Raw genomic sequence first — 25442 nt, 5'->3', positions numbered from 1 at the left:
CTCCTAGCGACTTTCGTTGAATAGCTCACGTCCGATAAGCATACGGCGGATCTCAGACGTACCTGCGCCAATTTCATACAGCTTGGCATCGCGAAGTAGTCGACCTGTAGGATATTCATTGATATAACCGTTTCCGCCTAGAAGCTGAATGGCATCAAGTGCAAGCTTGGTTGCAAGTTCTGCGGCATATAGAATTGCACCAGCTGCATCTTTACGAGTGGTTTCACCACGGTCACAGGCTTTTGCCACGGTATAAACGTATGAACGTGCTGCGTTCATTTGCGTGTACATGTCAGCAACTTTGCCTTGCACCAGCTGGAATTCACCGATGGATTGGTTAAATTGTTTACGCTCGTGAATATAAGGTACTACCACATCCATACAAGCCTGCATAATACCAAGCGGGCCGCCTGCCAAGACCACACGCTCGTAGTCTAGGCCACTCATGAGTACCTTAACGCCTTCGTTGTATTCGCCAAGGATGTTTTCTGCAGGTACTTCGCAGTTTTCGAATACCAGCTCACAAGTGTTTGAACCACGCATTCCAAGTTTGTCTAACTTTTGTGCCGTTGAAAAACCAGGGAAGCTTTTTTCGACGATAAAGGCCGTGATCCCACGAGGGCCAGCATTGGTATCCGTTTTTGCGTAAATCACAAAAACGTCGGCATCTGGACCATTGGTGATCCACATTTTATTACCGTTTAGGATGAACTTGTCACCTTGCTTTTCAGCACGTAGTTTCATTGAAACCACGTCAGAGCCAGCATTGGGCTCACTCATCGCTAGCGCACCAATGTGTTCACCGCTGATAAGTTTTGGTAGATATTTTTCTTTTTGGGCTTGGTTGCCGTTACGGTTAATTTGGTTCACACATAGGTTTGAATGTGCGCCGTAGCTTAAGCCAATTGATGCACTCGCACGGCTTATCTCTTCCATTGCGATAACGTGTTCAAGATAACCCATGTTTGAGCCGCCAAATTCTTCAGCGACGGTGATCCCAAGTAGGCCCATTTCGCCAAACTTTGGCCACATTTCGTTTGGAAATGCATTTTCTTGATCTGTTTTTTCAGCCAGTGGGGCAATTTCACTGGTTGCAAAGCTATTTACATGATCACGGATCATGTCTGCTGTTTCGCCTAGTCCAAAGTTTAATTCTTTATATAAAGATACTGTGCTCATCGGTATTCATCCTGTTGTGAGAGTTTATTTTTCGAGCTCGTGTAGGGTGTCGCGACAACGGCGCTCAGCCGTCACCAGTTCCATTAAGACAACTTTAATGTCGTCCATTTGTTGGCTTAAGTCGGCTTTTTTCTCTTCAATGAGTTGCAACATAGTTTTAAGTTGCTTTTCGCTCGATTTGTCGGCGTCGTAAAGCTCAAATAATCGGCCAGTTTCAGCAAGTGTAAAACCAAGGCGTTTGCCGCGAAGGATCAGTTTTAATCGAACTTTGTCACGTTTTGAGTAAATACGCGTTTGTCCTTGGCGCCTAGGAGAAAGGAGTCCTTGGTCTTCGTAAAAACGAATACTGCGAGTAGTAATATCAAATTCTTTAGCTAACTCGCTGATTGAATAGGTAGGTTCATTAATTTCTTGCATTTTTATTTACACTTACAACGTCACTGATTAGACCAATATAAGTGAAGTTTACGTAAAGGTAAAGTAAGAATAGCAGATCCTTCTTTAGTCTTATAAAAGGAATAATCTGTCCGTTCGAATTGTCATCAAATCTTCATTACAGCCAGAGAAAATAAGCCTTGGAAACAAATTTGTGCAAGATAGCTTTACACTTTCACTGATCTCGTTTGGCTTGATTTTAGATTTACGTTGGCGTAAACGTAAATATTATGTATGCTCGAATACAGAGTTAATTTTTAACAAGCCTAAGATTGGCTTGTAAACAGGAGTTTTGCAATGAGTAACGAAGCTGTTGTCATCGTCGCTGCTAAGCGTACACCAATGGGTGGCTTTATGGGAAGCCTGTCTGACGCAACCGCGACAGACTTAGGTGCGACTGCAATTAAAGCAGTAATGAATGAAACAGGTCTTAGTGACGCGAGTATAGACGAAGTTATTATGGGTTGCGTACTACCCGCAGGTCTCGGTCAAGCGCCAGCGCGTCAAGCGATGCTACATGCAGGGTTAGCACGTTCAACTGGTGCGACAACAATCAATAAAGTGTGTGGCTCGGGTCTAAAAGCGGCGATGTTCGCGCATGATCTCATCCGCTCAGGTAGCATTAATTCTGCTATCGCTGGCGGCATGGAAAGCATGACTAACTCACCTTACTTTATTCCAAAAGCCCGTGGCGGAATGCGTATGGGTCATGGCGAAATCAAAGACCATATGATGGCTGATGGCTTAGAGGATGCTTATGATAATAAAGCGATGGGTTGTTTCGCACAAGCTACCGCTGATGAGTATGGCATAACCCGTGAGCACATGGATGAATTTGCACTTGGCTCTCTAAGTAAAGCAAACGCCGCAATCGAAAATGGCAGTTTTGGCAATGAGATTGCTCCTCATGTAATGAGTACACGTAAGGGGGATGTTGAGGTAAATACCGACGAGCAACCTGGTAATGCCCGTCCAGACAAAATTCCATCACTTCGCCCAGCATTTAAAAAAGATGGCACTATCACTGCTGCCAACTCTTCGTCTATTTCAGACGGTGCAGCCGCGCTGATTTTAATGAGTGAATCAGAAGCGAAAAAGCACGGTTTGACGCCACTTTGTAAGATTGTTGCCCATGCAACTCACTCACAAGCGCCTGCTGAATTTACCGTGGCACCAGTCGGTGCGATGAATAAGCTGCTTGAAAAAGCAGGTTGGTCGACAGCAGACGTTGACCTTTGGGAAATCAACGAAGCGTTTGCCATGGTGACTATGTTAGCTATCAACGAAATGCAGTTAGATAGCAACAAAGTCAACGTCAACGGTGGTGCTTGTGCACTAGGTCACCCAATCGGTGCAAGCGGTGCACGTATCTTAGTTACACTTATCCATGCACTAAAAAACCGCGGCTTATCAAAAGGCGTAGCGTCACTATGTATCGGTGGTGGTGAAGCCGTAGCGCTCGCGGTAGAAGTGTAAGTTACTGCAATTTATTTCGTTCAAGGGGCGCTGCGTTTTCCATAATTCTAATCATTCACGCAGCGCATAAACTCGTTTTATGGGGAGGAGTGCTTCATGCACCAAGTACCTTTATACATCAACGGTGAATTTTCACAGTCTCAGTCTGACAAATGGTTAGACGTTGTTAATCCGGCTAATCAAGAAGTATTAGCAAAAGTGCCTTGTGCTACTAACGAAGAAGTACAAGCTGCAATTCATTCAGCTCAAGAAGCATTTAAAACATGGCGTAATGTTCCGGTAACTGAGCGTGCGCGTATTATGATGCGTTATGCAGCGCTTCTTAAAGAGCATCAAGAAGAAATCGCAACCATCATTTGCCATGAACTTGGTAAAACTTTTGAAGATGCGAAAGGTGATGTATGGCGTGGTATTGAAGTGGTTGAGCAAGCATGTAATGCCCCTTCAATGATGATGGGCGAGACGGTAGAAAACGTTGCCCGAAATATCGACACTTATTCATATACCCAACCGCTAGGCGTTTGTGCGGGTATTACGCCATTTAACTTCCCAGCGATGATCCCGCTGTGGATGTTCCCAATGGCAATTGTATGCGGTAACACCTTTGTACTTAAGCCATCAGAGCAAGATCCACTAACGCCAATGCGCTTGGTTGAATTGTTTGAAGAAGCTGGTGCGCCAAAAGGCGTACTACAGGTAGTACACGGTAGTAAAGATCAGGTCGACCAAATCCTTGAAGCGCCGGAAATTCGCGCGATTTCTTTCGTAGGTTCTTGTGGTGTTGGTCAGTACATTTACAGCAAAGGTACGCAAAACCTCAAACGCGTTCAAGCATGTGTTGGTGCGAAAAACCACATGGTTATCATGCCTGATGCGAAAAAAGAACAAGTGATCAATAACCTGGTTGGCTCTTCGGTTGGCGCGGGTGGTCAGCGCTGTATGGGGATCTCAGTTGCCGTGTTTGTTGGGCAATCACAACAGTGGGTAGAGGAACTAAAAGACGCAATGGCGAAGGTTCGTCCTGGCGTTTGGGATGATCCTGAAGCTGCTTATGGTCCGCAAACGACTCCACAGGCTAAAGCGCGCATTCTATCGCTGATTGACAGTGGTAAGCAACAAGGCGCAACGTGTTTGCTAGACGGTTCTGATTTTACAGTTGAGGGTTATGAAAATGGTAATTGGGTAGGTCCAACCCTGTTTTCAAATGTCACAACTGAAATGGATATCTACAAAGAAGAAATCTTTGGCCCAGTCCTTTGCTGTGTATTTGTCGATAGTTTAGATGAAGCAATTACGCTTATTAATAACAACCCATACGGTAACGGTACCTCATTATTCACTGCAAGCGGTGGCGCAGCACGTAAGTTCCAGCGTGAAATCGAAGTGGGTCAGGTAGGCATTAATATTCCTATTCCTGTGCCATTGCCGTTCTTCTCATTTACTGGTTGGAAGAACTCATTCTACGGCGACCAACACACCTATGGTAAGCAAGGCGTGCGTTTCTATACAGAAACCAAAACGATTACCTCACGTTGGTTTGACGATGAGGCTGTCAGTGGTCCAAATATGAGTATCAACCTTAGATAACTCATATTGCATAGCGTGCTCTGCAGGGGGAGCACGCTATTTTTTACCAAAACGATAAGAATTACCGACACACATTCAGGGTGTCAGAACAGCAAGAGAGGTCTAGCGTGGACTTTAACCTAAACGAAGATCAACAAGCATTTGCCGATATGGCGCACCAATTTGCAATGAGCGAGCTTGCTCCACATGCAGCAAAATGGGATCAAGAGCACATTTTTCCAAAAGACGTAATTCAAAAAGCAGGTGAGCTTGGTTTTTGCGGTCTATATACGCCTGAAGAGGCAGGAGGTCTGGGTTTATCTCGCCTTGACTCAAGTATTATTTTTGAACAACTTTCAATGGGTTGTACAGCGACAACCGCCATGTTGACTATCCATAACATGGCAACGTGGATGATAGCGAGCTTTGCAACGGAAGAAACCAAAGCAAAATATATGGATCAGTTAGTAACAGGTGAGCTACTGGCTTCTTACTGTCTAACAGAGCCTGGTTCTGGCTCTGATGCTGCATCGCTGAAAACAAAAGCAATAAAAGAAGGCGACGAGTACGTTTTGTCTGGCTCTAAGATGTTTATCTCAGGCGCGGGTGAAACTGACGTATTGGTGGTAATGGCAAGAACCGGTGAAGCAGGTCCAAAAGGTATTTCAGCCTTTGTTGTCCCTGCCGATGCTGATGGCGTTATTTATGGCAAAGCAGAAGAAAAAATGGGTTGGAACGCTCAACCTACGCGCCTTATCACGCTTGAAAATGTCCGTATCCCAGCTGCCAACCTACTAGGCCAAGAAGGCGAAGGCTTCAAATTTGCGATGCAAGGCCTTGACGGTGGTCGTATTAATATTGCAACTTGCTCGATTGGTACAGCCCAGCAAGCGCTTAATACCGCCAAGCAGTATATGCAAGAGCGTTCTCAGTTTGGTAAACCGTTAGCGGCGTTCCAAGCACTGCAATTTAAAATTGCAGATATGAATACAGAACTTGTGGCTGCGCGCCAAATGGTTCGACTTGCGGCATTTAAATTGGATAGCAACGACCCAGAAAAGACCACTTATTGCGCAATGGCGAAGCGTTTTGCCACTGATGTAGGCACTAAGGTATGTGATGATGCACTGCAAATTCATGGTGGTTACGGGTATATCAAAGAATATCCACTTGAACGTCATTTACGTGACGTACGTGTTCATCAAATCCTTGAAGGTACAAACGAAATCATGCGTGTAATTATTGCACGTCGGATCTTAGCTGAAGGCGCCCCAAGCGTCCTATAAGGAGAGTATCATGACTGCACAATTAAAACTCGAAAAACAAGGCCATACCGCCGTTGTTACTATGTCAAATCCACCGGCGAATACGTGGACAAAAGACACACTTACTGCACTTAAAAATCTAGTAATTGAATTGAACGCAGATAAAGAAATCTATTCTTTAGTGATCACTGGCGAAGGTGAAAAGTTCTTTTCAGCAGGAGCAGATCTAAACGTATTTGCCGACGGTGACAAAGGAGTCGCTGCGGATATGTCTCGAGTATTTGGCGAAGCGTTTGAAACACTTAGCGACTTTAGAGGCGTATCAATTGCTGCTATCAATGGTTTTGCAATGGGCGGCGGTTTAGAAGTAGCACTAGCATGCGATATCCGTATCGCCGAAGCTCAAGCACAAATGGCACTCCCTGAGGCGAAAGTCGGGCTGTTACCTTGTGCTGGCGGCACACAAAACTTGTCGTGGCTTGTAGGTGAAGGCTGGGCAAAACGTATGATTTTATGCGGTGAACGCTTAAAAGCCGATAAAGCGCAGCAAATTGGCTTAGTGGAAGAAGTGGTCGAGCAGGGTAAAGCACTGGAAGCAGCGCTTGAACTTGCTAAGAAAGTCGAAGACCAAAGCCCTGTTGCGGTGACGGCTTGTAAGGCCCTCATTCAAAAAGGCCGCTCTGGCACAATCAATAGCGCACTGCCACTTGAACGCGAACTCTTCGTAACACTATTCGATACCCAGGATCAAAAAGAAGGCGTAAACGCGTTTTTAGAGAAGCGTAAAGCGAATTGGGTAAATGGCTAATGATTGAATTTGAGCTAATAAATCACGAAGAGGCGCCGGTTATATTCGAACAGGCAACATGCCATAACGGGATGAAAATAGCGCTGGCGACATTAAATGCACCAAAAGCGTTAAATGCCTTAAATCTTGATATGATCCGTTTGCTCGCGCCGCAACTAGACGCTTGGGCAAACGACCCGCAAATAGCAATGGTTATGCTAAAAGGTGCTGGAGAGAAGGCGTTTTGTGCCGGCGGCGATGTCGTGAGTTTATATCGCGAAATGTCGTCTGATACGAGTAACGCATTAATCGAAACCTTTTTCAGTGAAGAGTACCGGTTAGATTATCAAATCCATAACTATGATAAGCCAATCCTACTATGGGGTAATGGCATCATCATGGGTGGCGGACTGGGCTTAACGGCTGGCGCAAGCCATAAAGTGATGACAGAAACGTCGCGCATCGCGATGCCGGAAATCACCATTGGCTTATACCCTGATGTTGGTGGGAGCTATTTCCTCAATAAGATGCCAAAAGGCGTTGGACTATTTTTGGGTCTCACCGCAGCAAACATTAACGCTGCGGATGCCAAACTGGTTGGGCTCGCCGATCATTTTATGGACTCAGAAAAACTGAGCTTACTGTTACAAAACCTAGTTGAAGTGAACTGGGGCAAAACCAATGTATTAAATCATGAAAAGCTTACTCAGTTGCTGTTGTCACTAGATGAAGCGTCTCATGCGCCGCCAAAAAGCGAAATTAAACCGCTTATCAAAGTGTTTGAAGCGCTTGATGAGAAACATGAGTTGTCAGACCAGGTTGAGTTTATTTTGGCGTTGGATAGCACTGATAACAAATGGCTAAGCAAGGCACAGGCAGCATTAAAGCATGGTTCACCATTAAGTGCAGCATTAGTTAAAGCGCAGCTCACTAGAAGTGTAGGCAAAACACTAAGAGACTGTTTTAAGCAGGAATTGGGAATGTCGGTAACGGCTGGCGAGTTTGGTGAGTTTCAAGAAGGTGTACGTGCGTTGCTTATCGATAAAGATGGCAAGCCAAATTGGCGATTTAAATCTGTCGCCGAGGTTACAAACGACGCGGTAGAACGCTTTTTTGCACCTCGCTGGGATGAAAACGATCACCCATTGCGTGACTTATAAGGAGTGACTTAAATGGCACAAGTAGGATTTATCGGCTTAGGTAATATGGGTGGTCCAATGGCCATTAACCTATTAAAGGCTGGCCACCAAGTATGTGTATTCGATTTAAACCCTGAGGCCGTCGCGACGCTTGAAGCAAGTGGCGCGACGAAAGCGACGGTTGTGAGCGATGTATGTCGCGAAGCCGATTATGTGATCAGTATGCTGCCGGCAGGCAAACATGTTCGAGCAGTGTATACAGGCGATGACGGATTAATTAATTACCTTAGTAAAAATACACAAGTAATTGATTGCTCGACCATTGATGCTGAATCAGCTCAGTTTGTTGGCAACAAGTTGGCAGAATCGGGCATTTCATTTGTCGATGCGCCAGTGTCTGGCGGTGTGGCAGGTGCTGCGGCCGGTACCTTAACTTTTATTGTCGGCGGTAATAAAGCGGACTTTGAACGTGCGCATGTGGTACTTACCAATATGGGTAAGAATATCTTCCATGCTGGAGATATTGGTGCGGGACAAGTCGCTAAGATATGTAACAATATGCTGTTATCTATACTTATGGCGGGCACAAGTGAAGCGCTGCAAATGGGTGTAGATCATGGCTTAGATCCTAAAGTATTGAGCGAAATTATGCTAAATAGCTCTGGTCGTAACTGGACGCTAGAGCTATACAACCCATGTCCTGATGTACTAGAAAATGTGCCTTCTTCGAACGGTTATAAGCCGGGCTTTATGGTTGATTTAATGGCTAAAGATCTTGGCCTTGCGATGCAATCTGCGCAGCAAACGAATTCTGCGACACCCATGGGGGCGCTGGCGAAGAATTTGTATAACTTGATACAAAATCAAGGTAAAGGCAGTGAAGACTTTAGTGCGATTTTTAAGCTTTATTCAGAGAAATAGGACACTATGGATATTAACAATAAAACAGTTGTGATCACTGGTGGTGCGCAAGGCTTGGGTCTTGCCATGGCGACTGAAATGGCAAAGCATGGGGCAAAACTTGCCCTGATAGATATGCAAGAAGACGTTTTAGCAGAAGCGAAGCACGAACTTGCTCAATTCGGTACACAAGTTAACACGTATGTCGCTAATGTTAGTCAAGAATCAGACGTCGAAAATGTGTTTAATACCATCGTAAATGACTTCGGCGATATTTCGGTATTAATTAATAATGCGGGTATTTTGCGTGACGGTTTGCTACTTAAAGCAAAAGACGGGCAAGTCATCGATAAAATGTCGCTTTCGCAATTTCAATCCGTTATTGATGTCAATCTTACAGGTGTTTTCCTGTGCGGCCGTGAAGCCGCCGTCAAAATGGTAGAAGCGGGTAACGGTGGCGTGATCATTAATATGTCTAGCGTTGCGCGCGCTGGTAATATGGGACAAACCAATTATTCAGCGGCAAAGTCTGGTGTCGTTGCGATGACTACCAGTTGGGCTAAAGAATTAGGTCGTTTTGGTATTCGCGTGGGCGCAATTGCACCAGGTGTGATCCGTACAAAAATGACCGATGCAATGAAGCCTGAAGCCAAAGAGCGCCTAGTGAAAATGAAGCCGGTTGGGCGTTTGGGTGAAGCGCAAGAAATTGCTCATACAGCAAAATATATCATTGAAAATGATTTCTTTACGGGACGTGTCGTTGAGATTGACGGCGGCATTCGCTTGTAATGAAAAAATAGGCTTGGTTTTACAACGTGTAGTCCAAGTTCCTACTTGAGTGTGTGAAGCGGCAATGCAAATTGCCGCTTTTTTATTTAAAAGACACTAAATGCTTGAGGAGAAGTGCTTGAAGTTATCTGGGATACATCACGTCGCTGTTATTTGTTCTGACTACCAAAGATCAAAAGTGTTCTATACCGAAGTACTTGGGTTGCATGTACTCCGTGAGAACTATCGAAAAGATAGAGCGTCCTATAAATTAGATCTTGCGCTGCCTGATGGGAGCCAGATTGAGTTGTTTTCGTTTCCAAATCCTCCAAAACGACCATCACATCCAGAGGCGCAAGGACTGAGACATTTAGCATTTAGCGTATCAGATATTGATGCTTATATTGCACACCTTGTGCAGAATCAAGTTGCTGTAGAGCCTGTTCGAATAGATGAATATACAGGCAAACGCTTTACCTTTTTCAGCGATCCTGATGGTTTGCCGCTGGAGCTTTATGAGCAATGTTAAGATGATAACTAACCTGATGTAATGGTCTCCTCCCACACTCGGCATCGGTTTGCCATGATTGAATTGCAAACAATCAAAATGGGAGAAGACCAAATGCAGATTACAACAATCAGTATCGACATCGCAAAAAATATTTTTCATTTTATTGGATGTAACCTATCCAATAAGATTGTAGTAAAGAAAGCTATTAAACGTCGTCAACTACTGACTTATTTGGCACAAATGCCAAATTGTAAATTAGTCATGGAAGCGTGTGGAACCTCTAATTATTGGGGTCGTGAAATTAGCCAATTAGGTTTTCAAGTTGAGCTCATACCACCACAACACGTGAAGCCATTTTTGACGGGGAATAAAAATGATTACAACGATGCGTATGCAATTTTAATTGCATCACAGCAGGCACATATTCGCTCAGTTCCAGTGAAAACATTAGAGCAGCAAGATAGTCAAACAATCCATAAAGTGAGAGAGCTTGCAATTGGTCAACGAACAGCACTGAGTAATCAAATTCGAGGTTTGCTACTTGAGTACGGCATTGCCATTACTAAAGGTATCGAAAATGTTCGCAAAGAAGTGGCTGCTTTGTTAGGTGAGGAGCGAGTATTGACCGCGAGCTTTAAACAAGTGCTTAGCCAACTCTATAAACTCCTACAAGTGCTTGATGAAAGTATTGAAACGTACAATCAACAGATAAAAGAGCAAGTTAAAAACAATGAGATATGCGTCAATTTACAGAGTATTCCGGGCATAGGGCCAATAGTTGCAAGTAGTTACTTTAACGAAGTGGGGAATGGTAGTGGTTATACAAAAGGGCGAGATGTTTCAGCCTCATTAGGTCTCGTGCCCAAGCAACGTAGTACGGGTGGAAAATCAGTTTTGCTCGGGATAAGTAAGCGTGGTAATCGATATTTGAGATGTTTACTTATTCAAGGGGCGAAATCGGTTGTATCGAGAGCAAAGTATAAAACAGACCAACTGAGTCTTTGGATAAATCGACTTGTACAAACGCGAGGGCATAATAAAGCCTGTGTCGCTTATGCCAATAAAATGGCTAGAGTGGCCTGGGCAATTACAGTATCAAAAGAGGCATATCAAGCAAGATAAGTAGATTTCTTTCACCGAATTGCGAAAGTGACTGAAGTAGATGACATAACAGGTCAAACCGGCATATTGAAAACCTGTCGAGCTCAGGGGTAGCTAAATACCGATAACCTGATTAGGGCAATATGCGCGATTTACATCTAGGTCAGAGTTTCAAATAAAACTCATTAACAGACCGTATATATGACAGCAATCCTGTCCCTGTTATTTACTAAAGAAACCTTGCAATAAGGGAGGAGACCATATATGAACTCGGGATAAGAAGTTAGTTAATTCACTAAAATACCTAAGTTCAAAAGTGTAATATCACTCTAGCCAGAAGTTATTTCTTAATACAAGGCAAATTTGTGCGTCAATAGCTAGCCTATTGCAAGCAAATTTAACGCACTAGTAAGGGATAACAGCTGCTAGAGAACAAGTTGTTATACCGAGTTCAGGTTAACTACTCTAAAAGGGCTAAATTATGTATGAGATGTTAGTGGCGATGGAAATTCATAACAGCGAGCAATATGCCAAATATCGTGAAGCGATGAAGCCAATCTTAAGACAATATGGTGGTGGATTTAGTAACGATTTTCATATTGCAGAAACCTTGCTAACAGAGGGACAGTGCCAAGCTAATCGACTTTTTACCATATACTTTCCTGATCAAGCTTCAATGGAGTCCTTCTTCAGTGATGCTGAATATGTAGAGGTAAAAGCGCGATACTTTGAAGATAGTGTCAGTGGGTTTGATATTTTGGCGAGCTACACTAGGTAATTATCAAATAGGAGCAAAATTGGGTAAAGTTTATTCTATGTGGGTCGATAACGTTTAGTAACTCCGCGGTAAATTGAATTTGTAACAAGGATATAGGTTATGAATATAAAGCCACAATTTCACACCAACCATGGCAGTGTTGGTGCTCCATCTTCGTCGAAAGAAATGCAAGACGCACTCAAAGCGATCGCAAAAGATAGACCTGATGAAGAGGTATCCCAACTTACAGATGTGAATAGTGAGTTCACAATTGATTTTTCCTACACCGAGTCACCTGTCTCATATGATAGAGACTTTATGCGTAATTTTGAATTCAGAATGTTAGGCATGAAAAGTTACGGTATTCATCGAGAGCACATAGGGACGGATGAAAATGGCCGTATCTATAAGGATACTTACGGTGACTTTGAAGGCCGAGAAAAAATTGATGAATTTTTAGCGATCTTTGACCGTTTGAATGAAGAGCAACAGATTAAATTTGCACACATCAAGCCCACGGAATCGCTTCTAGACGTGGCTAACAGATTAACTGATGAAGAGCTCGGTCAGCTCACCGATTTTATCGTTCAGTCACTTAGTGTGAACAGCTTTGGTCAAAGGGGTGAAGACTACTCAGAAAAGTTGATTGATAAACTGAGTAGTATGTCTGATGACTTATTAAAAGATACCGTAAAAACCATGTCAAGCTTAATGGAGCAGGCTGAAAATAAAGTTTTTTCAGATCCGGCGTTGCCAGCTTATCTATTGGATGAAGACGGTAGAGCAGACATGGACTTAACTGTGCGAGAGGCAGATCTTTTCGACCAATTTAATGCGTATGGTGACATGAACAACCAGTTATTAAATGACTATGCAAAATTTATCATTGATAACAAATTCTCAGACGGTGATCTTTTAGATCTGAATGCGCATTTAGCACATTCTGATTTTGATACAAGTCGTGGCATGCTAGATATGGCAACCTTGGTTAAGGCGAATGACCGAACTACTTTTATAGAAATGTTAAACGAAGTAGATACGCGGGAGCCGAATAACCTGTTCGCAAGATTGAGCAAACTCAGTTACGAAAATGAGAACACCGAATACTTTAGAACTGACAATCGAGAATACGTTAAATTTAAAGGTGCACCAGCTGACGATAACGAAAAAAGTAGGTTATACAATCAGCTGATAAAAGCCTATGAAAATCAGGGGCTCGGTTGGATGAATGATGTCATGGAGCAGTCAGAAGGTATGCCAGTGCGCGCTGAGCTCAATATGTGGCTATCTATTTTAGAAGATGTGGAAGAAAACCCCGATGCGTTTAAGCGCTCAGACTCTGTCGAAACTTGGATGGAGGGCAATTTAGCTGGAATTGTAAATGACTACTATCAAGGCATAAAAGAAAAGGTATTTGCGCATAATGAGGAGCTAGATAACTTTCTCAATATGTCTATGCTTGAAAGAATTGAACTCGATACAATTGAGCTTGACGAACAAACTCCTATAGCTGAATAGAGAAAGATCTATTACATCCCAAATATTGTTCTACACTTAATTAAGAACGAAACAAGCTAGTTAATTCAAAGGCTTGTTTCGAGGTGAGTCTTGACTATATAACGCAGCAACTTTGTTAAGGGAGAGTTTAATGCGCGGCGTGATATTTAGAGGTTTAGAAGAATTAGTCGTAGAAGCGATTGGCATGCAAGCTTGGGATGAGTTACTCGAAGCACATGCACCTGAGGGAAGAGTTTATGTTTCCCCTACATCCTACCCAGATGCAGAATTATTTGCGTTAGCACAAGGCGTCGCTGACAAATTGAATAAGCCATTGACAGATGTATTAGCCATTTTCGGACAGTCATTATTTGGATTTTTGGCAGAAAAACACAAAGGTATCTCATCGAAATTTGCGTCGTTTGAAGAGTTGGTTTTATCTATCGATAGTGTGATACACATGGAGGTAAAAAAGCTTTACGACGAACCTAACCTCCCCTCAATTTCGGCGATAGTGAAAGATGACAAAACTATCGTATTAGAGTATTGCTCGAATCGTAAATTGTGTTTTTGTGCGGAAGGACTACTTTATGGTGCCGCACAGTTTTACAGTCGCAAACTAACAATTGAACATCCACAGTGCATGCACAGCGGCGCTGAACATTGCGTACTCATTCTTCATTTGGATTAATTCGATGTCTGAATATAACGATTATAAAAAGGCGTATCTAAGAGAGCGTCGTGCACGTGATGAAGTTGAGTCATTACTTGAAGAGAAAACGCGTGCGTTATATTTGGCTAATCAAACACTTGAACGTCAATTAGAACAGCTTAAGAATCAACAAGCCGTACTAATAAACAACGAACGTATGGCAACGTTAGGAACACTATCAGCAGGCGTTGCGCATGAATTAAATAATCCGTTGGCATATGTGGCGGGTAACCTTGAGTCACTTAATTATTATATCTCGCCAATCTTGCAGTTGCTTGAGACAGTAAAATTACTTGAGCAAAATGAATTGAAAGGAGAACAATTGGAAGCTCGCCTTATTAATATATATTTAAGGCAACGTGTTGACGAGATTACGAATGATTTGCCGGATCTCGTTTATGATACGCTGCACGGCTGCGAGCGAATTAAAACCATAGTAAACGATTTAATGAATTTCTCCCGCTCCAATAATGATAGTTTCGGTAGGGCGTCTCTAAAGTCTATTGTTGAAGACACGCTTCGCTTACTCCATGGTCAACTTAAGGGATACGAGCTGACCGTCGCGGTCGAAGATGTGCCAACTATCTATTGCAAGGAGGGAGCGCTAAAACAAGCGATCATCAATCTTTTGGTGAATGCTAAATATGCGGTAGACATGAGCCATAAGTCGCATAAATCAATAGAAGTGTTACTCGCACCGGGTAACGATCAAGATATTATCTTAAGCGTTAGCGACAACGGAATTGGAATAGATGCTGATGTGCTTCCTAGATTGTTCGATCCTTTCTTTACGACTAAGCCTGTCGGCGAAGGTACGGGCATGGGACTTGCCGTTACTCATGCCATTGTAAAAGAGCACAAAGGAAAAATTGATGTGCAGAGTCAAGAAGGTGTAGGTAGTCAGTTTACTATTTCCTTTCCTCTGGAGCAGTGAGAAGCTTGCACCGGTCCCAATCTTAAAATGCATTAATCTACACAATCCGATGGATACTTGTCGCGTTGTCAGGCTAACTAGGCATATGTAGCACCGACTATGATTCAGACTAATAATTTGCTAGGGATGTTGTAATTTCACTATAAAGCTAGCCGTTTCGTTAAAGGTCGCAACACGCATTCCCCTTTGACAAATAATATCTCTGTCGATGTGGCTAGAATAGAAAAAGAAACTTTCTCGAAACTTACAGCTCAGTAATTAATCATATAAACTCAAAATTCCTTTGTTCGTATTGCCGTTATGACTGCAAAAGCTTAGTATCAGGTAACTTCGCAAGCGTTTGAGTGCTTGGTGTATAAGAATCAAAACAGATTTGCTGAATAATTTGTTATGAAACGCACCGCGTAAATAACGATAAAGTAAAATGCTATTCGGTAATCTAAAAAGAATAAAAGGGTGATCAATGAGTGAAGAACAAAACCAACCGCAGCAAGAGACGTTAACACCAGAACAACAACAGCAACGATCAATACAATGGCAGCGTAGCTGTGTGCAAGCTGCACAAAAACATCTCGCGGATAAAGGGGTGTTACCGCAGAGTATTATTGAAAAAGAATGTCGTTATATTGAGCCATTGGTTGCGCTTTGGAAAATCAAAGGTCAAAACGGCAAAAAGTATTGGGTGATCACAGGTAATCTACCGACGGATCATATTGAGGGATCAGCAGCTGCTACAGCACGTGAAGCATTGCGCTATTTTTCATTCCATTGGCAGATGAAAGCGGAAGAAATTATGTCTGCAAAGCCAGTAGAAAAAACACAAGCCCAGTTTGCTAATCTACTAGTAAACCGAGCTCACGGTCTATATGACCTTTTCGCTAAAGATGAACTTTGGGCTAATGAAGCATCGTAAATGGTTCCATCTTGAGTGATTGGATAGGGCATTTCAAGCGCTGTCTTGGAATGCCAGCTTCCATAAATACGTGCCCATGCGTGGAAAACCCCGATTGTAAAAATTCGGGCACTTCATCCAAAATGCATTGGATAAAAACATCTTCAAAGCCTTTATCTTTTGCCAAGTCAACAAGCCCCCCAATCAACGACGCGTAGGCATCTCGATTTCGATGAGATTTGAATATGGCAATGCGGCTTAATAACCCATCTTCGCACAGTCGCCCTGTGCCAACTGGCCCATCGAGTTCGTCAATAATGATTAAGTGCTCAGCAGTGATATCCTGCTGATCAAACTCAACTTCTTTAGGAATGTGAAGTTCATACACAAACACGCGCTCGCGTATCGCTTTGAGCTCCAATTTTTTGGTTTGCCAAGTTACTCTACTGATCCTATAACTCATACTGCCCCCATCTACAGATTGCACCTGCATTCCCTGTTTAGCGACAAGCTAGAGCTTGCGAAAACCTCGAAGATCAAGGGTTTCGCGGCATATTGTTGTTTTTGTGAACGCGGCTATCTTGTTCTAACAGGCTCTACTCCCAGCCCTCATCGAAGTCAGTATCGGCTGGATCACTGTCTTCAACGAAGTAGGTCCCATCATTAATCAGTTTAGTTAACGTTTGTTTAAATTCCAAACTATTTAATGCAGGAATTATTGCATTAAACTCAAACACAACATGATCGCTTAGCTGTTTTACGGCATCTAAACAATGATGGTCTAATTCATAGTTTTCACCATTAACACTGAACAAAATATGATCGTCACAGATTTGGTAAATAGCACGTACTCCTCCAGCGCGATAAACCAACGGGTTATCTTTGGCGATCTCGAGAAGCTCCTGAGGATCAATTATGGGGTCTAATGGCGCGAGGTCCATCTCATGTTTTGGTTCGCTGAGTGTTTTTCCAAGCCATTGACTGTATAGTGCCTTATCTTCAAGTAAAGCATTGAGCAGAGACTTTATCTGTTGTTGGTCGCTGCAGGTAACTTCGCCAATAGACGCTCTGAGTTGCAATTCTGGATCGCTAAAACGGCGTTTGCCAGCTTCCATATCAATTACGTGATCAGCAAAGCTTGAAAGCAAGTCTTTTTGATCAGGTGCTCTAAAGCCAACTGAGTAGTTTAAAGCATCCTCAACTGCGTAACCTTCGTGAGGACAAGCTGGTGGAATATATAAGATATCACCCGGTTCAAGGACTGCATCAATGACTGCGTCGAATTGCCCTACTTGTAATAGACTCTTGTTGCGCGCAAATTGCTTTAGGCTGTTGTCCCGTTCGCCAACTCGCCAGTGACGTTTACCTTGTCCTTGAATTATAAAAACATCATATTGGTCTAAGTGCGGACCAACGCCACCACCAGGCGTCGAAAAGCTAATCATCAAGTCGTCTATGCGCCAATTTGGTATAAATCGAAATGCTTCTATTAGCTCTGCGGCTTGTGGGTGCCAGTGATCAACAGCTTGGACCAATAGAGTACTGTTGCTATCAGTGAGTAAATCAAATTGTTCAAAAGGGCCGTGATGGGCTTCCCAGTTATCATTGTGATTAGTAACAATTCGAGACTCTATGCAGTCTTCAGTTGCAAGGCCGGCAAGTTCTTCAGGCTCAATTGGGTCTTCAAAATCTTGGAATCCTTGCTTGATGAGTAGTGGCTTCTTCTGCCAATACTGGGCAAGAAATTGTTCGAAGGTAAGGTCATTAATTTGCAGTTGATACATTGGGAAATTCCAGTAATAAAAAAGCGAAAGAGTGGACTCTTTCGCTTATTCTATACCAAGTAGTAAAAAACTAGTGTCGCTTTATACTTAGTTTAGTTCGTCAATGAACGCTTCAGCACGACCAATATAGTTTGCTGGCGTCATTTCTTTCATCTGTGCTTTTACTTCATTAGGCAAGTCTAAGTTATCGATGAAGTCAGCCATGATTTCTTTGTTTACGCGTTTACCACGAGTAAGATCTTTTAGCTTTTCATATGGCTTTTCGATACCGTACTTACGCATTACCGTTTGGATTGGCTCTGCTAGTAGTTCCCAGTTATCATCAAGCTCAGCAAGTAAACGCTCAGCATTAACTTCTAACTTGCTGACACCTTTAAGCGTTGCTTGATACGCGATAAGCGCATAACCCATACCAACACCTAAGTTACGTAAAACTGTTGAGTCAGTTAGGTCACGTTGCCAGCGCGAAACAGGTAGCTTTTGTGCAAGATGCGCAAAGATAGCGTTAGCAATGCCAAGGTTACCTTCAGAGTTTTCAAAGTCGATAGGGTTAACTTTATGAGGCATTGTTGAAGAACCAATCTCACCAGCAATGGTTTTTTGCTTGAAGTGGTTTAGCGCGATATAACCCCAAACGTCACGGTCAAAGTCAATTAAGATAGTATTGAAGCGTGCAATCGCATCGAATAGCTCAGCGATATAGTCATGCGGTTCGATTTGCGTTGTGAACGGATTCCAAGTTAAACCAAGACTTGATACAAAGCGTTCACTGTGTGCATGCCAATCGTAATCTGGGTAAGCGCTGAGGTGAGCATTATAGTTACCAACGGCACCATTGATTTTACCAAGCATTTGTACGTTAGCGATTTGCTGACGTTGACGTTGCAGACGAACATACACGTTTGCAAACTCTTTACCCATGGTTGATGGTGAAGCAGGTTGGCCGTGTGTACGAGTCATCATTGGAATTGACTTATACTCAACCGCTTTGTCTTTGATTGCGCTCAGTAGCTCATCACAGTATGGCAGTAAGACTGTGTCACGCGCTTCAGTTAACATTAGGCCATGAGAAAGGTTATTGATGTCCTCAGATGTACATGCGAAATGAATAAATTCATTGACTGCATTTAGCTCGGCATTGTCAGCGACTTTTTCTTTAAGAAGGTATTCTACAGCTTTAACGTCGTGGTTAGTGGTGCGCTCAATCTCTTTTACGCGTGCTGCGTCTGCTTCGCTGAAGTTTTCAACGATGCTATCAAGAAGTGCATTGGCTTTATCGCTGAAAGCGGGTACTTCTTTAATGGCGTCGCTGCTCGCTAGCGCTTGTAGCCAACGAACTTCTACGATGACGCGGTATTTGATCAAGCCAAATTCACTGAAGATGCTTCTCAGTTCTTTGGTCTTGCTACCGTAGCGACCATCCACAGGAGAGATAGCGGTTAACGCTGAAAGCTCCATAATAACTCCTAACTATTTGTTTTTGAACGATACTTAGATAGTGGTTTAAGAACCACTACGAATTTTATACCAACTTGATTAATTAAATGGTCTATTTTGAGGCGAGAAAATCTAGTCGATAACAAGGCAAAAATTTTGCTATTTAGTTGTTCTAAATAAGAAATTTTTAACGCTGTTAGCGTCAGATCTGCTCCTTCAAATTGAGCAAGTATTAAGACAAATTGATATTATATATAACTCTTTGCAGCAGTAATGATTTTCTTTTTCGCAAAAAAGAAATGACGACGTTTACCACCGAGCTGGCGCCACAGTACTGCACTACGGATCCCCGCAAGTAATAGCGCCCGAATTTTTTGTTGTGTTGCTGTTTGTTTTAATAACTCAGGCTTACCGAATACTTGGATCTTAGGGCCAAGAGGGCTTATTACTTGACCGTAAATGTCGGCAAGTGCTGCAACAACTTGGCTTTCACAGATATCAAAGTGTAATAACTGGCGCTCAACTTGCTGAATTTTTTGTGCTAATAAATCAAGAGATTTGCTATCGTTACTTAGCACTCGCTCTAATTGCATCATAGCGCCAACATACTTAACCATTTCAACGTCTTTTTCGCCGCCAGCCGAAAGCTGCTCGATTAGCGTTCGACAGCCTGTTTTGATGGCAAATTTGTCTGGGTAAACGTCCTCAGGGCGTTCAGGAGAAGTATTAATAATGCTTTTTAAAAAGCCCTCAACTTCGTTTTCATTGAAGGTGCCGTAACGCGCACATTTTTGTACCAGTTTACTGATCTGACACATTGCCGCCAGAGGCATTACGTATTGGTTTTGCATTATTTAATCACCGACTCAATAATACCGCCGCCAAGGCACACGTCATTTGCGTAGAATACCGCAGATTGTCCGGGAGTTACGGCTTTTTGTGGCTCATCGAATAACACACGTGCCATGCCATCTTGGCCAACTAATAACGTACAAGGGATGTCGGTTTGGCGATAACGTGTTTTTACCGTGCAGCGAGTTGTACCTTGTGGACCTACGCGGTCAACCCAATGTAGCTGATTTGCGTTTAAACCGTTGCTGAACAGGCGAGGGTGGTTTTTACCTTGACCAACAACCAGTACATTACGTTCGATATCTTTATCTACCACATACCAAGGTTCGCCGTTGCCTTCTTTAGAACCACCAATTAATAGACCCTTACGTTGACCTAGCGTGTGGTACATCAGGCCTTCATGTTCACCAACATGATTACCTTCACAATCTTCAATCACACCAGGCTGCGCGGGTAAAAATTTGGCAAGGAAGTCTTTAAATTTGCGCTCACCGATAAAGCAGATCCCGGTTGAATCTTTTTTATCGTGCGTGATTAGGCCTTGATCTTCTGCAATTTTACGCACTTCTGGCTTTTCAATTTCACCAACAGGGAAGAGTGTTTGCGCAATATGTTCATGGCTTAATGTGTAAAGGAAGTAGCTTTGATCTTTGTTCTCGTCATCTCCACGAAGCATAACGAATTTACCGTCACGCTCTGCGCGACGAACATAGTGGCCCGTTGCGATATAGTCCGCACCCAATGCTTCTGCTGCAAACTGTAAAAAGGCTTTAAATTTGATTTCTTTGTTGCACATGATGTCTGGGTTTGGTGTACGACCAGCCTTGTATTCTTCAAGGAAGTGCTCAAACACATTGTCCCAGTATTCAGCAGCAAAGTTTACGGTGTGTAGCTCAATACCTAACTTATCACACACTGCCTGAGCATCTTTTAGATCTTCAGCTGCTGCACAATACTCATCATTGTCATCTTCTTCCCAGTTCTTCATAAACAGGCCTTCTACTTGGTAGCCTTGTTGTTTTAAAAGGTAGGCAGATACAGAAGAATCTACACCGCCGGACATTCCGACAATGACTTTAATGTGACTATTATCGCTCATAATTTCGCTATTAATCTTAATGCTCAGATAGAAAGCGCTTATTATACTCAAATCTCTTTAAATTGCACGTCCGTGAGGTGTTCAAGCGCAGGAGAAAAGTCCTAGTAGGAAATGCTAAAGCACTCGATATTCACCGTTTTTAAGATCGCCCAGACTATATTTGCCTATTTGTGCGCGAATCAGTCTAAGCGTGGGATGACCAATATGCGCCGTCATGCGACGAACTTGTCTATTACGTCCTTCTTTGATGGAAATAGCAAGCCAGGTTGTCGGGATATTTTTTCGTTCTCTAATCGGCGGGTTACGTGGCCAAACATTAGGCTCAGTTATTACTTCTACTTTGGCAGGTAGAGTTGGACCATCTTTTAGTGCTACACCGTTTCTAAGCGCATTTAGGCTTTCGCTACTTGGCTCTCCTTCGACCTGAACCCAGTAGGTTTTATATGTCGATTTTTTAGGAGAAGTCAGGGTGTTTTGTAATTTACCGCAGTTGGTAAGTAGCAATAGCCCCTCACTATCTCTATCCAAGCGACCTGCTGCATACACATCTTTGATATCAATAAAATCAGCCAATGTTTGACGATTTTGATCATCAGTAAACTGACACAAAACATCAAAAGGCTTATTGAATAGAACGACTTTTACTTGCTCTGGCGGTAGGGCGGGTTTTGATTGCCGGTTAGTTATTGGCTTTTTCCGTGTTGTGTTGTATCTAGAGAATGCGGGCTTATTAGCATGTGATTTTCTTTTGTTATTTGTGTTGGCTCTACTACTTGTGCTCATTGCCACATTCCTAAGGTTCACGAAAAACGGTATTTTAGCGCAATTGCTCACGAGTGTCGCCTGAAAGCAAAAAAGCGACCCTTGGGCCGCCTTTTGACTGTTATCCGAAGATTACAGTGACGCTAGTACGTCGTTAAATACCGCTGAAGGACGCATAGCTGCGAACGCTTTGTCGTCTTCTGGCTGGTAATAACCACCAACATCCATTGCTTGACCTTGTGCTTCATTCAGTGCAGCAACAATATCAGCTTCTTTTGCTGTTAGTTCCGCAGCAACATTTTCAAACTTAGCTTTAAGCTCTGCATCTTTGTCTTGTGCAGCAAGCTCTTGAGCCCAGTACATTGCAAGGTAGAAATGGCTACCACGGTTATCAAGCTCTTTCACTTTACGTGAAGGTGACTTATTTTCATCTAAGAATTTAGCCGTTGCTGCATCTAATGTATCTGCAAGTACTTGTGCCTTAGCATTACCCGTTGTTTGGCTCAAATGCTCAAAAGAAGCAGCAAGTGCAAGGAATTCGCCTAGCGAGTCCCAACGCAAGTGGTTTTCTTTTTCGAACTGTTGTACATGTTTAGGCGCAGAACCACCCGCACCAGTTTCAAATAAGCCACCGCCATTCATTAGTGGAACGATAGATAGCATTTTCGCACTCGTTCCAAGCTCTAAAATTGGGAATAGGTCAGTTAGGTAATCACGTAATACGTTACCCGTTACTGAAATAGTATCTTCGCCTTTTTTCATGCGCTCTAGAGAGTATAGTGTTGCATCCACTGGTGCTTTGATTAGGATTTCAAGGCCATCAGTGTCATGCTCAGGCAAATATGCGTTTACCTTTTTGATAAGTTCAGCGTCGTGAGCACAGGCTTCGTCTAACCAGAAAACGGCAGGTGTATTCGTTGCGCGAGCACGGTTAACCGCTAGCTTTACCCAGTCTTTGATCGGTGCATCTTTCACCTGACACATACGCCAGATGTCGCCCTCAGCAACGGTATGCTCAAGTAAAGTGTTGCCCGCAGCATCAACAACGCGGATTGTGCCAGCTGATGGCGCTTCAAACGTTTTGTCGTGTGAACCGTACTCTTCCGCTTTTTGTGCCATTAGACCGACGTTAGGAATTGTACCCATAGTACGTGGGTCAAATGCACTATTTTCTTTACAGAAATCGATAGTTGCGCCGTACACACCTGAGTAACAACGATCTGGGATCACAAAAGCAGTATCTTGTTGTTTACCTTCAGCATTCCACATCTGGCCGCTTGAACGAATTGCTGCAGGCATTGATGCATCGATGATCACGTCACTAGGTACATGCAGGTTTGTAATACCACGGTCTGAGTCTACCATCGCGATATCAGGTGCTGTCTCGTAAACTGCTGCAAGGTCAGCTTCGATTTCTTTGCGCTTCGCGTCGTCCAACGACTCAATTTTTGAGTACACGTCGCCAACACCGTTGCTTGCATCAACACCGATTTCAGCAAATGTCGCTGCATGTTTCTCGAATACGTCTTTGTAGAATACTTTTACAGCGTGACCAAAGATGATTGGATCTGACACCTTCATCATGGTTGCTTTCATGTGTAGCGAGAATAGAACGCCTTTATCTTTTGCTTCTTGTACTTGTGCTGCTAAGAATTCACGTAGTGCCTGTACACTCATACGAGAGGCGTCAATGATTTCACCTGCAAGTAGTGGCGTGCTTTGTTTAAGTACGGTGATGTCACCATTGCTCGTTACGTGTTCAATACGAACATCAGTCGCTTCAGCAACCGTTACCGATTGTTCAGAACCGAAGAAGTCACCGTCAGCCATTGATGCAACATAAGACTGTGAGTCTTTCGACCAAGCACCCATTGAATGCGGGTTTTTACGAGCGTAGCCTTTGACTGAAGTTGGAGCACGGCGGTCTGAGTTACCTTCACGAAGTACTGGGTTTACTGCACTACCTTTGATTTTGTCATAACGTGCTTTAACACCTGCTTCTTCGTCTGTTTTGGCTTCAGAAGGATACTCTGGGAGCGCGTAACCTTTAGCTTGCAATTCTTTAATCGCTGCACGAAGTTGTGGAATTGAAGCACTGATATTAGGTAACTTGATGATGTTAGCTTCAGGCGTTTTAGCAAGGGCACCTAGCTCAGCGAGTGCATCACCAATACGTTGTTCTTCTTTTAAGTACTCAGGGAAAGTCGCAATAATACGTCCTGCAAGTGAAATATCGCGAGTTTCAACTTCGATATTTGCAGGCTTAGTGAATGCTTGGATGATTGGCAATAGCGAGTATGTTGCGAGAGCCGGGGCTTCATCTGTTTTGGTATAGATAATTTTCGATGTCATCATCATTCCTAGATAGTTGTGGGCTGTTACGCCGTTCAACAATTGCTAATAGGACTAAGCGACGCAATTTTCACACTCAACAACGTGTTGTTGTAGCTGGTTTAAACTGGACCAGTTCACTAAGCGATTAGTGAAAGATGCAAAAAAACCTCGACAATGCTCATTAGAATCGATGTCTAGGTAGCGCAGCATTAGCAAGTTTGTTAGGTATTTATACTTTTGGCTTATTACAATAACTGGTTTTCATTCAGCATTGAAATGCATCAAGTAGCAATATCTAACCAACCTGAAATTGACTTTGCAAGCGTGCTTTAGTCTAACAGTGTTTGCATATGGGGGCTAATTTTTAAATTTAAAGTGTAAAAGTGAAAAGTTATAACAAACGAGACAAGAAAAGGCTGAAAATTTCTTTTAGATTTGGAGGAGCGATTCAAAGAGAGGAATAAGCGAGCACTCATGTAACCCGCTTTAGCCAAAAACTACTTAACACTTAAACAACATCTTCCGTAATTGGAGCAATGTTAGTTGCGTGTAGACCCTTGGGCCCTTGTTGTAGCTCGAATGATACATCCTGACCAGCTTTAAGCGTCTTGTATCCATCCATTACAATCGTTGAGTAATGAGCAAAGATATCTTCGTCACTGCCGTCTTCTACGATGAAACCAAACCCTTTGGCGTTATTGAACCATTTGACTTTTCCGCAAGCCATACTTCTACATCCTTCTATAAGTTGACTAAATTAAAGTTAATCTACTCTTTTAATTTTGCTAAACTGCCCATAGATTAGACAGTCATGTAAGACTGTAGTTTATATGAGCAAGCAGTCAAGTTTTTTGCTCTTTTTTTTAACATTTTATTTATTTCTCAAATCTATTTGCTTGAGTATATAAGACAAGACTATATTTATTATGAGTGGGACAAAAGATTCTGGTGTATTGGACGCCGTTCGCGAGGAACAGAAGCAGCAGCTTCAACCGCCGCGAAAATATAAAGTGATTTTGAATAATGATGATTACACGCCCATGGATTTTGTTGTCGAGGTATTGACGACATTCTTCAATATGGATAGCGAGAGAGCAACTGAGGTGATGCTTGAAGTGCATCACAAGGGAAAAGCGGTATGTGGAGTATACCCTGCTGACATAGCCCATACTAAGGCTGAGCAGGTAAACCGATATGCTCGTGACAACGAGCACCCGCTGCTCTGTAGTTGTGAGCAGGAATGACCTATAAATTT

The 25442-nt window shown here is 43.0% G+C and carries 25 protein-coding genes; 15 read left to right on the top strand and 10 right to left on the bottom strand.

From position 1 onward, the window contains the following. Window positions 1-3: 3 nt before the first annotated feature. Window positions 4-1179: an isovaleryl-CoA dehydrogenase gene (locus PPIS_RS06285; RefSeq protein WP_010378622.1), complete on the bottom strand. Its 1176-nt coding sequence runs from the start codon at window positions 1177-1179 to the stop codon at window positions 4-6. Window positions 1180-1203: 24 nt separating this feature from the next. Next, window positions 1204-1596, bottom strand: coding sequence for a MerR family transcriptional regulator (locus PPIS_RS06280; protein WP_010378624.1), 393 nt, complete (start codon window positions 1594-1596; stop codon window positions 1204-1206). A 315-nt stretch (window positions 1597-1911) separates the two neighbouring features. On the opposite strand from PPIS_RS06280, the gene PPIS_RS06275 reads away from it, so the two are divergent. From PPIS_RS06275 to PPIS_RS06210, 14 genes are all read left to right on the top strand, one after another. Next, window positions 1912-3090 carry a thiolase family protein gene (locus PPIS_RS06275; protein WP_010378626.1) on the top strand — a complete coding sequence of 393 codons (1179 nt, stop codon included), beginning with the start codon at window positions 1912-1914 and terminating at the stop codon, window positions 3088-3090. Between the two features lie 96 nt (window positions 3091-3186). Next, window positions 3187-4677, top strand: coding sequence for a CoA-acylating methylmalonate-semialdehyde dehydrogenase (locus PPIS_RS06270; protein ID WP_010378628.1), 1491 nt, complete (start codon window positions 3187-3189; stop codon window positions 4675-4677). Window positions 4678-4784: 107 nt separating this feature from the next. Then, complete coding sequence (locus PPIS_RS06265; protein ID WP_010378631.1) at window positions 4785-5942, top strand: acyl-CoA dehydrogenase family protein; 1158 nt, start codon at window positions 4785-4787, stop codon at window positions 5940-5942. A 10-nt stretch (window positions 5943-5952) separates the two neighbouring features. After that, window positions 5953-6729, top strand: coding sequence for an enoyl-CoA hydratase (locus PPIS_RS06260; RefSeq protein ID WP_010378634.1), 777 nt, complete (start codon window positions 5953-5955; stop codon window positions 6727-6729). After that, window positions 6729-7868: an enoyl-CoA hydratase/isomerase family protein gene (locus tag PPIS_RS06255; protein ID WP_010378636.1), complete on the top strand. Its 1140-nt coding sequence runs from the start codon at window positions 6729-6731 to the stop codon at window positions 7866-7868. Before PPIS_RS06260 ends, PPIS_RS06255 begins: the two co-directional genes overlap by 1 nt. Window positions 7869-7880: 12 nt before the next feature. Beyond that, window positions 7881-8768, top strand: a complete 888-nt coding sequence (gene mmsB, locus PPIS_RS06250; protein WP_010378638.1) for a 3-hydroxyisobutyrate dehydrogenase — start codon at window positions 7881-7883, stop codon at window positions 8766-8768. Between the two features lie 6 nt (window positions 8769-8774). Next, complete coding sequence (locus PPIS_RS06245; protein ID WP_010378639.1) at window positions 8775-9536, top strand: SDR family oxidoreductase; 762 nt, start codon at window positions 8775-8777, stop codon at window positions 9534-9536. Window positions 9537-9654: 118 nt separating this feature from the next. Then, window positions 9655-10044 carry an SMU1112c/YaeR family gloxylase I-like metalloprotein gene (gene gloA2, locus PPIS_RS06240; RefSeq protein WP_010378641.1) on the top strand — a complete coding sequence of 130 codons (390 nt, stop codon included), beginning with the start codon at window positions 9655-9657 and terminating at the stop codon, window positions 10042-10044. Window positions 10045-10137: 93 nt separating this feature from the next. Beyond that, window positions 10138-11148: an IS110 family RNA-guided transposase gene (locus tag PPIS_RS06235; RefSeq protein ID WP_039956069.1), complete on the top strand. Its 1011-nt coding sequence runs from the start codon at window positions 10138-10140 to the stop codon at window positions 11146-11148. 460 nt (window positions 11149-11608) lie between these two features. Continuing rightward, window positions 11609-11905: a DUF1330 domain-containing protein gene (locus tag PPIS_RS06230; protein WP_010379271.1), complete on the top strand. Its 297-nt coding sequence runs from the start codon at window positions 11609-11611 to the stop codon at window positions 11903-11905. A gap of 99 nt (window positions 11906-12004) precedes the next feature. After that, entirely contained in the window at window positions 12005-13402 is a 1398-nt protein-coding gene (locus PPIS_RS06225) for a hypothetical protein (protein WP_010379273.1), read from the top strand. Window positions 13403-13532: 130 nt separating this feature from the next. Then, window positions 13533-14072: a heme NO-binding domain-containing protein gene (locus PPIS_RS06220; protein WP_010379274.1), complete on the top strand. Its 540-nt coding sequence runs from the start codon at window positions 13533-13535 to the stop codon at window positions 14070-14072. Window positions 14073-14076: 4 nt separating this feature from the next. Then, window positions 14077-15027, top strand: a complete 951-nt coding sequence (locus PPIS_RS06215) for a sensor histidine kinase (protein ID WP_010379276.1) — start codon at window positions 14077-14079, stop codon at window positions 15025-15027. Window positions 15028-15490: 463 nt separating this feature from the next. Beyond that, on the top strand, window positions 15491-15940 hold the full coding sequence (locus PPIS_RS06210; RefSeq protein ID WP_010379277.1) for a DUF4826 family protein: 450 nt from the start codon (window positions 15491-15493) through the stop codon (window positions 15938-15940). Here the strand turns inward: PPIS_RS06210 and PPIS_RS06205 are convergent. From PPIS_RS06205 to cspD, 8 genes are all read right to left on the bottom strand, one after another. Beyond that, on the bottom strand, window positions 15924-16382 hold the full coding sequence (locus PPIS_RS06205; protein WP_017219473.1) for a GNAT family N-acetyltransferase: 459 nt from the start codon (window positions 16380-16382) through the stop codon (window positions 15924-15926). The genes PPIS_RS06210 and PPIS_RS06205 overlap by 17 nt on opposite strands. A 133-nt stretch (window positions 16383-16515) precedes the next feature. Continuing rightward, entirely contained in the window at window positions 16516-17703 is a 1188-nt protein-coding gene (locus PPIS_RS06200; protein WP_010379280.1) for a ribosomal protein uL16 3-hydroxylase, read from the bottom strand. An 87-nt stretch (window positions 17704-17790) separates the two neighbouring features. Then, window positions 17791-19161: an adenylosuccinate lyase gene (gene purB, locus PPIS_RS06195; protein ID WP_010379282.1), complete on the bottom strand. Its 1371-nt coding sequence runs from the start codon at window positions 19159-19161 to the stop codon at window positions 17791-17793. Between the two features lie 227 nt (window positions 19162-19388). Then, the gene (gene hflD / locus PPIS_RS06190) at window positions 19389-19991 is read right to left on the bottom strand and encodes a high frequency lysogenization protein HflD (RefSeq protein WP_010379284.1); all 603 of its coding nucleotides are present in this window, start codon (window positions 19989-19991) and stop codon (window positions 19389-19391) included. Continuing rightward, window positions 19991-21091, bottom strand: a complete 1101-nt coding sequence (mnmA, locus tag PPIS_RS06185) for a tRNA 2-thiouridine(34) synthase MnmA (RefSeq protein WP_010379287.1) — start codon at window positions 21089-21091, stop codon at window positions 19991-19993. The genes hflD and mnmA overlap by 1 nt, the downstream gene beginning before the upstream one ends. Before the next feature lie 114 nt (window positions 21092-21205). Next, window positions 21206-21874, bottom strand: coding sequence for a pseudouridine synthase (locus PPIS_RS06180; protein WP_010379290.1), 669 nt, complete (start codon window positions 21872-21874; stop codon window positions 21206-21208). Window positions 21875-21985: 111 nt separating this feature from the next. After that, window positions 21986-24205 carry an NADP-dependent isocitrate dehydrogenase gene (locus PPIS_RS06175; RefSeq protein WP_010379291.1) on the bottom strand — a complete coding sequence of 740 codons (2220 nt, stop codon included), beginning with the start codon at window positions 24203-24205 and terminating at the stop codon, window positions 21986-21988. A gap of 490 nt (window positions 24206-24695) precedes the next feature. Continuing rightward, entirely contained in the window at window positions 24696-24914 is a 219-nt protein-coding gene (gene cspD, locus PPIS_RS06170; protein WP_010379294.1) for a cold shock domain-containing protein CspD, read from the bottom strand. Between the two features lie 199 nt (window positions 24915-25113). Between cspD and clpS the strand changes: the two genes are divergently transcribed. Continuing rightward, window positions 25114-25431, top strand: a complete 318-nt coding sequence (gene clpS, locus PPIS_RS06165; RefSeq protein ID WP_010379297.1) for an ATP-dependent Clp protease adapter ClpS — start codon at window positions 25114-25116, stop codon at window positions 25429-25431. Window positions 25432-25442 lie beyond the last annotated feature (11 nt).

This window comes from Pseudoalteromonas piscicida (assembly GCF_000238315.3).
Lineage (GTDB): Bacteria > Pseudomonadota > Gammaproteobacteria > Enterobacterales > Alteromonadaceae > Pseudoalteromonas > Pseudoalteromonas piscicida.
This window is presented reverse-complemented; position numbering and strand designations above follow the sequence as displayed.

Excerpts from the sequence above, each read along its gene's own strand:
- PPIS_RS06215 (WP_010379276.1), top strand. The coding sequence starts at position 14,077 with ATGTCTGAATATAACGATTATAAAAAGGCGTATCTAAGAGAGCGTCGT.
- PPIS_RS06230 (WP_010379271.1), top strand. The coding sequence starts at position 11,609 with ATGTATGAGATGTTAGTGGCGATGGAAATTCATAACAGCGAGCAATAT.
- PPIS_RS06200 (WP_010379280.1), bottom strand. The coding sequence starts at position 17,703 with ATGTATCAACTGCAAATTAATGACCTTACCTTCGAACAATTTCTTGCC.
- clpS (WP_010379297.1), top strand. The coding sequence starts at position 25,114 with ATGAGTGGGACAAAAGATTCTGGTGTATTGGACGCCGTTCGCGAGGAA.
- PPIS_RS06205 (WP_017219473.1), bottom strand. The coding sequence starts at position 16,382 with ATGAGTTATAGGATCAGTAGAGTAACTTGGCAAACCAAAAAATTGGAG.
- PPIS_RS06175 (WP_010379291.1), bottom strand. The coding sequence starts at position 24,205 with ATGACATCGAAAATTATCTATACCAAAACAGATGAAGCCCCGGCTCTC.
- PPIS_RS06280 (WP_010378624.1), bottom strand. The coding sequence starts at position 1,596 with ATGCAAGAAATTAATGAACCTACCTATTCAATCAGCGAGTTAGCTAAA.
- PPIS_RS06260 (WP_010378634.1), top strand. The coding sequence starts at position 5,953 with ATGACTGCACAATTAAAACTCGAAAAACAAGGCCATACCGCCGTTGTT.
- PPIS_RS06255 (WP_010378636.1), top strand. The coding sequence starts at position 6,729 with ATGATTGAATTTGAGCTAATAAATCACGAAGAGGCGCCGGTTATATTC.
- PPIS_RS06210 (WP_010379277.1), top strand. The coding sequence starts at position 15,491 with ATGAGTGAAGAACAAAACCAACCGCAGCAAGAGACGTTAACACCAGAA.
- cspD (WP_010379294.1), bottom strand. The coding sequence starts at position 24,914 with ATGGCTTGCGGAAAAGTCAAATGGTTCAATAACGCCAAAGGGTTTGGT.
- PPIS_RS06235 (WP_039956069.1), top strand. The coding sequence starts at position 10,138 with ATGCAGATTACAACAATCAGTATCGACATCGCAAAAAATATTTTTCAT.
- mnmA (WP_010379287.1), bottom strand. The coding sequence starts at position 21,091 with ATGAGCGATAATAGTCACATTAAAGTCATTGTCGGAATGTCCGGCGGT.
- PPIS_RS06245 (WP_010378639.1), top strand. The coding sequence starts at position 8,775 with ATGGATATTAACAATAAAACAGTTGTGATCACTGGTGGTGCGCAAGGC.
- PPIS_RS06225 (WP_010379273.1), top strand. The coding sequence starts at position 12,005 with ATGAATATAAAGCCACAATTTCACACCAACCATGGCAGTGTTGGTGCT.
- PPIS_RS06220 (WP_010379274.1), top strand. The coding sequence starts at position 13,533 with ATGCGCGGCGTGATATTTAGAGGTTTAGAAGAATTAGTCGTAGAAGCG.
- mmsB (WP_010378638.1), top strand. The coding sequence starts at position 7,881 with ATGGCACAAGTAGGATTTATCGGCTTAGGTAATATGGGTGGTCCAATG.
- hflD (WP_010379284.1), bottom strand. The coding sequence starts at position 19,991 with ATGCAAAACCAATACGTAATGCCTCTGGCGGCAATGTGTCAGATCAGT.
- PPIS_RS06275 (WP_010378626.1), top strand. The coding sequence starts at position 1,912 with ATGAGTAACGAAGCTGTTGTCATCGTCGCTGCTAAGCGTACACCAATG.
- PPIS_RS06285 (WP_010378622.1), bottom strand. The coding sequence starts at position 1,179 with ATGAGCACAGTATCTTTATATAAAGAATTAAACTTTGGACTAGGCGAA.
- PPIS_RS06180 (WP_010379290.1), bottom strand. The coding sequence starts at position 21,874 with ATGAGCACAAGTAGTAGAGCCAACACAAATAACAAAAGAAAATCACAT.
- PPIS_RS06270 (WP_010378628.1), top strand. The coding sequence starts at position 3,187 with ATGCACCAAGTACCTTTATACATCAACGGTGAATTTTCACAGTCTCAG.
- purB (WP_010379282.1), bottom strand. The coding sequence starts at position 19,161 with ATGGAGCTTTCAGCGTTAACCGCTATCTCTCCTGTGGATGGTCGCTAC.